The sequence below is a fragment of the Aliikangiella maris genome (assembly GCF_040719265.1).
GTDB lineage: Bacteria > Pseudomonadota > Gammaproteobacteria > Enterobacterales > Kangiellaceae > Aliikangiella > Aliikangiella maris.
In genome coordinates, this window is sequence record NZ_JBFDAH010000100.1 from 1 (window position 1) to 1,591 (window position 1,591).

The 1,591-nt window shown below is 35.5% G+C and carries 2 protein-coding genes and 1 pseudogene; 1 reads left to right on the forward strand and 2 read right to left on the reverse strand.

The window, feature by feature from the left end; translation table 11 throughout:
* Window positions 1-238, reverse strand: a pseudogene (locus ABVT42_RS22260) (transposase); the annotation flags it as partial.
* A 144-nt stretch (window positions 239-382) separates the two neighbouring features.
* Window positions 383-661, reverse strand: a complete 279-nt coding sequence (locus ABVT42_RS22265) for a phage integrase N-terminal SAM-like domain-containing protein (protein ID WP_367024533.1) — start codon at window positions 659-661, stop codon at window positions 383-385.
* A gap of 364 nt (window positions 662-1,025) precedes the next feature.
* Between ABVT42_RS22265 and ABVT42_RS22270 the strand changes: the two genes are divergently transcribed.
* Window positions 1,026-1,382, forward strand: coding sequence for a VOC family protein (locus ABVT42_RS22270; protein ID WP_353898239.1), 357 nt, complete (start codon window positions 1,026-1,028; stop codon window positions 1,380-1,382).
* The last annotated feature ends 209 nt before the right edge of the window (window positions 1,383-1,591 follow it).

Sequence of the window (1,591 nt, forward strand, 5' to 3'; positions counted from 1 at the left end):
TATCAACTCTCAGCACTAGATGATAGTGATTACTCATAATGGCATAGCTAGCAATTTCAATCGCAAAAGTATTGGCTAGATAAGCTAATCGTCCAACAATCCATTCTCTTCAATGTTCATAGGATTGGCCTGAAAAATGGTCTTCACCACAGAGAAAAGCCCGACGAACGCAACGGGAAATACAATGGTAGTAGGGCGTGGTTTCTAAATCGATAATAGTTTTACGGGAGCGAGTCATGATTAATATCCTTATTAATACTTTATCCTATGAAATAATTTAACTGACTGGTGCTTGTTTGTCTAGTTGATATTTGAGAGTATTGAACGATAGCTATGGATGTCCCGTTTCGATATCGTTAAATTATTCGAGGTTTTTTTAGCATCAATTGTCTGTTTGCATATTAAAAAATAAGCAAAGTGAAAAACCATTCACCAAGAATGAATGGTTGTATTTAACGCTAGCTTTCAAAATAACGGGTAAATAAGTAAGAAAACTGTTGACCGCATTATCACTCATTTCTATAGGGTGTCGTAATTGATGATAATGAATAAACTGCTTAATCCAGTAAACATAATTTCTTTCGGTATAAAGCGAATAGTTGAGTGTTCGAATGGCGGCTCTAACTTGTGTCGTAAGCCTGGGCTTTTGTGGCTCTTTCACTATACACTCTCCTTGAGTTGTTTCAAATAAACGCTATTCAAATAAGTAGTCTTTTGTCAAGTATTTGTATTTACTACGCTTTGTAATTGGTAAGTGGTTGATTTAAAAAATAAACACAAATGACGCCTGTATTTATATGCAGTAAAGCGGAGTAATAACGCTTGAAAATTATCTTCTCCACTGTAAAATATTGATATTAAAGATAACTTGAAATCAGTAAAAGCTCGCTTGAAGATTAACGAGATTTACTGCATTCAATCAGCTGTTAANAAAATATTGATATTAAAGATAACTTGAAATCAGTAAAAGTTCGCTTGAAGATTAACGAGATTTACTGCATTCAATCAGCTGTTAAGTGAAATCTATGTATGCACCACCGCCAAAAGCAAATCTTCTAGTAATTCGCTCAACTGATATTGAGCGCGCTAAGTCTTTTTATGAGATTATTGGATTGCTTTTTGGAAAAGAAAAACATGGAAATGGGCCAGAGCATTATTCATCTGGAGTTGACGGGTTTGTTTTTGAAATTTATCCACTAAAAAGTAAGGACAAATCGACAGCGAATCTCCGCTTCGGATTTAAACTGGATTGTGTGGATGAATACTTGCCTGCTTTGGTTGAGATCGGCGCAGAGATATTGGAAAGTCCTCATGATACGAGTTGGGGACGTAGAGCAGTAATTAGAGATCTAGATGATCACACTGTGGAGTTACTTTGCTAAAATCACTTAACAAATCGCATCAGCGGATATTTTTTGCGTCGCTCTTTTTTGTGCTTAATAGCACAAACAGGCTCCTCCAAAAATTCCGCTGTGCTCGGCGTTAAATGGAAAAATGATAGAAATTAAGATAACACCCTCAAACTTGGTGCCCAAAAAATTATTATTAGAGGCAGATCCATCTATTGATCATATTAATCAATATTTAGCAG